We start from the raw sequence: 4,360 nt of genomic DNA, 5'->3' as shown, positions 1-4,360 counted from the left end.
CCCTGCGCAATAGCCTGCGTTGCCTGATGAGCCTCCTAGCTATTGGACTGTTGGGGTTACTGGGGGGCTGTGGCCCCCGTCCCCCCAAGCCGGTTGTGCAGCAGGCGCTGGCCTACCAGATCTCCCACCCGGCTGGGGCGGTTGCCTCTCTGGTGGGCGGCGACCGCTTGGCAGCCCGTCTGGAAGTGCAGGATGTCCAAATCCGTCAGGATCGCCGTGAACCCCTGCTGTTGGCCTCAGGAGAGAAACTGGAAGGCCACCACCTCAGCGGCACCTACACCCTAATTGTCAAGCCGCCGGGATCCCGCCGCCCCTACCGCCGCCAGGGGAATCCCTTCCGGCTCACCCTGGCCCACCAGAAGGCGCAAAGTTCCCCTTCCCCTGAGGAAGCAGAGCCCAAGACCCTGCCCGAACGGTGGCTATTGGCCCATCCCTCTCCCAATGCCAAGACCTGGGAGGTCATCGACTTTTTCCCTCAGCCGGCACCTCTGCCGGAGCTGCCTCTTGCCGAAGCAGACGCATCGACACAGCGGGGCAGCTGGGTAGCCCCCTAATTTAGTACGGGGCGGAAAAGCCCGTTCGCGTTAGCGGGACGGAGTCCTTGAGCGACTTGAGTCGCTCGCCAATGTAAGTACCCACCCCGGTGAAAGACCCGGACAGTGCTGTAAGTCAACAAGTGAGCGGAACCTTGAGACTGGGTTCCAAGGAACCGTCTAGGGGCGTCTTGACAGCGCCTTTGCGAGTTTGTCTATGGGCTGCGTAAGAATCCCCCGACTGTAGTTGGGGGAATGTCAAGCAGCCGAAAAAGTCCGGAGCGACTCACAACCCTAAGATTCTTATCTGCTGGCGGTTGGTTGCAAGGATCTGGCGACCGCTAGGCCCCTCAATCATCCAGAGATTGTACATTTTGCACAATTCGAGACAGCTCGTTTTTCTCATCCACATTGATGCGGGTTGGGGATCCACTGATAATCCGCTCGTAGCCACGGAAGGAATCGCGAATTTGAATGCCCGAATCGGAAATCAAATATTCGCGGATGCCTTTGTCGTGCCAGGATCCCCGCATTTTAAACACGTTGAGAGCCCGCGCCATCTCGCCCCGAATCTCCACATACTGCAACAGGATGATTGTGTCGGTGATGGTGGAGATGTGGGACTCAGTAATGGAATGGGATCCCATGAACTGGTCGGTGGTATTGGTGAAAAAGCCGGTGATCTCCTCCTGCTTGGCCAGGCCGGTTACCCCGATAACAAACTGCCGGAAAGCATTTTGGCTCACCCCCCGCGCCAGCGCCGACAGCGAGTCGATGGCCATGCGGGAGGGCTTGAAGGCCATCATCTCGGTTTTGATCTTCTGCAGGTGGTCTTCCAGGCCGGCGGACTCCGGGTAAGCGCAGATAATCTTGAGGAGGCCCTGCCGCTCGAACTCCTCTAGGTCAATACCCCAAGAAGAGGCATTGCGGGAAAGCTGTGCCCGCGACTCTTCGTAGGCAAAGAGGATGCAGCGCTCTCCGTCCAGGCAGCCCCGCTCCAGGAACTTGCTCACCAGCGAGGTTTTGCCCGTGCCGGTGGCGCCGGTGGCCAGGATAATTGAGTCTTTGAAGAAGCCGCCGCCGCACATTTCGTCCAGCTTCTCGATGCCGGAGGAGACGCGCACATTGGAGGAGCGCTGCGTCAGTTGCATGGCTCCCAGCGGGAAGATGTTGATCCCCTCGTTGGTGATGGTGAAGGGATATTCCCCCTTCATGTGGGTGGTGCCCCGCAGTTTCAGGATCTCAATGGTGCGCCGCCGCTTTTCCCCCTCCAGAATGTTGCGCAGAATCACCACGTTGTCGGAGACAAACTCCTCCACACCGTAGCGGGCAATGGGGCCGTACTCGTCGGTGCGCTCGGTGGTCATCACTGTGGTGACATTGGCCTGTTTGAGGCGGGCCGTCAGGCGGAACAGCTCCCGCCGCACCACGCCGGCAGGGTCGTATTGCTGAAAGATGGCCGTCACCGAGTCGATGGCAACCCGCTTGGCTTTGTATTTGCGGATGGCATATTGAATGCGCTCGATGAGGGCCGACAGGTCGAAGTTGCCGCTCACCTCGTATCCCTCTGGATCCGGGGAAGCATCCAGAATAAAGAGCTGGCCTTTGTCGATAAGGGCTTGAAGGTCCCAGCCGAAGCTGGAGGCGTTGCGGATGATGTCGGCAGGGGTTTCCTCAAAGGTGACGAAGATCCCCGGCTCTTGGTACTTGACGATGCCGTTGTAGAGAAACTGGAGGGCAAACAGCGTTTTGCCGGTGCCAGAGGTACCGCTGACCAGGGTGGTGCGCCCCAAGGGCAGCCCGCCGTGGCTAATGTCTTCGAAGCCCTCGATGCCCGTCTGTTTTTTCGGGATCCCCCGCAGCTCTGACCCGCCTAGGAAGGAGCTCGATGGGATCCCCTCCGCGGCGTTATCTTGCAGCTTTTCTGGCTCAGAAGGCCCCAATGGTTGGTTCATTCCCCTCTCTCTCCTAAAACCTGTCTTAAGCCTCTTCGTCCAATTCTTCGTAGAGCAAATCTAGGCCGATGAGCACTTTCTCGCGGTTGGACAGATCACCGATAATTTTCCGCACCGGTGGCGGCAGAATTTTGGCCAAGGTCGGTGTCGCCAAGATCTTATCTTCCTCCGCAAGTTGCGGATTTTTCAAGACGTCGATTACCTTCAGGCTGTACACGCCGCGGAACTCCTTTTCCAAGATGTCTTGCAAGGTGCTGAGGGCGCGCAGAGAATTGGGGGTATTGCCCGCCACATAGAGCTTGAGGACATAGGCTTTGCGAGTGGACATGTTAGGGATCCCTTGGGGCAGGTTTGGGAATGGAGCGACGGTACATTTCGCTCAGGTGGGCCATCACGTCGATGAGAGTGAGGCGGTAATCCAGCAGGATCTCTTCGCTGCGGCCCTCCAGTTTCAGTTGTTTGGCAAAATCCTCCATCAGGTTCATGTGCAGCTCCAACAGTTGGGCAGCGCCGATGTCGGCAAAAAAGGCAAGGGCCACCAGCTCGTCGATGCGGGCATTGACGGTCTCAGGGGACTGAAAATACTCCAGGACAATCGCCTGGTAAAGGTTGCGCAGCCGCCGCATGAGGGCCTGCTGCTCGTCGGGGGGCAGGTGGCGGTAAAACAGCTCCGGATCCCGATGGTAGTACACGCCGGCGTAGCCGAGGCGTTCCCGCAGCTTTTCTGCCAGCCGCCGCTGCTGCTGGTGCGTGTAGAGCAGGTAGGGCTGATCCTTGGGGTAAGGGTTTGCTGCAGGCAGGCTGCAGGTGGGAGCAATCTGGAGAAACAGGGCAATGGCTCGGTTGATCAGCAGCTCCAAGGGAGAGGGAGAAGCAGAAGGAGTGGCCTGGGATCCCTTTGGCGGCAACAGCTCTGACGGCGAGACGAGACGAACCAGGGTGGCGTTGTGGTAGAAAAACCGCTCCCGCTTGAGCAGAGCTCTTGCCCCTGGAGGAACAGGGGGGGAGGATGGTTCACCGGAGCGGCTGGCGCCGCCTTCCGGTTTGAGCTCTTCCGACACAATGGCCACCACTGTCGGCAGCAACAGTCCCTGTTTGCAAAGCTGACAGCCCAACGCCTCCAGCTTGTCCAGCCGCGTCGCGTCCACCAGCAGCACTAGGCAGTCTGGATGGTTTTCCTCCCCTTGCAGAGCCTCCAGAAAGGCTTCCGGCTCCTGGAAGACCTCAGCCACAAAGCGTTCTGGCGACAACAAAGCCTCTGCCGCCAGTGGCTCTCCAGCAGGCGGCTCCCAATCGAGCAAAAGGCTGATGTGCAGTGGGTGGGTGTCGGGCTTCAACAGGATATAAAACGATAAGAGCTAACTTCGATCTTAAATCTTCTTAAACCTGGCCGGAATCTGCCTTGGTCTCCAGAGAGACTCAAGGAGAACGGGCCATTGCCGCCTACACAGCGGGGCAGCTTGGTAGCCTTGCACGGCGGGGCGGAAAAGCTCGCAAGCAACTTGAGTTGCTCTCCCTTCGCGCCAGCGGGCCCGAGACCTTTGGTATAGTAGCCAGTAACGCTTGGCGTTCCCTGGTGGAAGACCCGACCAGGGCATAGTGTGGGGGCGTTGCTCAGCAAAGTAAGCAGAACCTCAGGGCTTTACCCTAGGGAATTGGGTAGGAGCGTCTTGACAGCGCCTTCACGAGTCCGCGTGTGGACTGCGTAACAATCCCCCGCCTTTGGTTGGGGAAGTGTCAATAGGGGTAGAAAGCCTCCGGGATCCCTATGGTGCCCCTGATCATCGATTGCGACCCCGGCCAAGACGACGCAGTGGCCCTGCTGCTGGCAATGGCGTCACCTGAGCTGCAAGTGCTGGGCATTACCACGGT

At 58.9% G+C, this 4,360-nt stretch carries 5 protein-coding genes; 2 read left to right on the top strand and 3 right to left on the bottom strand.

Annotated features, from left to right (window positions below; genetic code table 11):
* Positions 1-2: 2 nt before the first annotated feature.
* The gene (locus NW835_RS05345) at positions 3-554 is read left to right on the top strand and encodes a hypothetical protein (RefSeq protein ID WP_414414712.1); all 552 of its coding nucleotides are present in this window, start codon (positions 3-5) and stop codon (positions 552-554) included.
* Between the two features lie 329 nt (positions 555-883).
* Here the strand turns inward: NW835_RS05345 and kaiC are convergent, their stop codons facing one another.
* From kaiC to NW835_RS05330, 3 genes are read right to left on the bottom strand one after another with little or no spacing between them, the layout of a single operon-like run.
* Positions 884-2,488 (bottom strand): circadian clock protein KaiC, encoded by a 1,605-nt coding sequence (gene kaiC / locus NW835_RS05340; protein WP_414366758.1) that lies wholly within the window; start codon positions 2,486-2,488, stop codon positions 884-886.
* 25 nt (positions 2,489-2,513) lie between these two features.
* Positions 2,514-2,816 (bottom strand): circadian clock protein KaiB, encoded by a 303-nt coding sequence (gene kaiB, locus NW835_RS05335; RefSeq protein WP_011430723.1) that lies wholly within the window; start codon positions 2,814-2,816, stop codon positions 2,514-2,516.
* Between the two features lies 1 nt (position 2,817).
* Positions 2,818-3,825 carry a circadian clock protein KaiA gene (locus NW835_RS05330; protein ID WP_414378779.1) on the bottom strand — a complete coding sequence of 336 codons (1,008 nt, stop codon included), beginning with the start codon at positions 3,823-3,825 and terminating at the stop codon, positions 2,818-2,820.
* A gap of 431 nt (positions 3,826-4,256) precedes the next feature.
* Between NW835_RS05330 and NW835_RS05325 the strand changes: the two genes are divergently transcribed.
* Positions 4,257-4,360: nucleoside hydrolase (locus tag NW835_RS05325; protein WP_414414736.1), on the top strand; the 104-nt coding region annotated here is incomplete at its 3' end.

The organism is Synechococcus sp. OH2 (assembly GCF_047462155.1).
Classification (GTDB): Bacteria; Cyanobacteriota; Cyanobacteriia; order Thermostichales; family Thermostichaceae; genus Thermostichus.
Note: the sequence above shows the minus strand (reverse complement) of the source record. Positions and strands in the feature narration are given on the sequence as shown.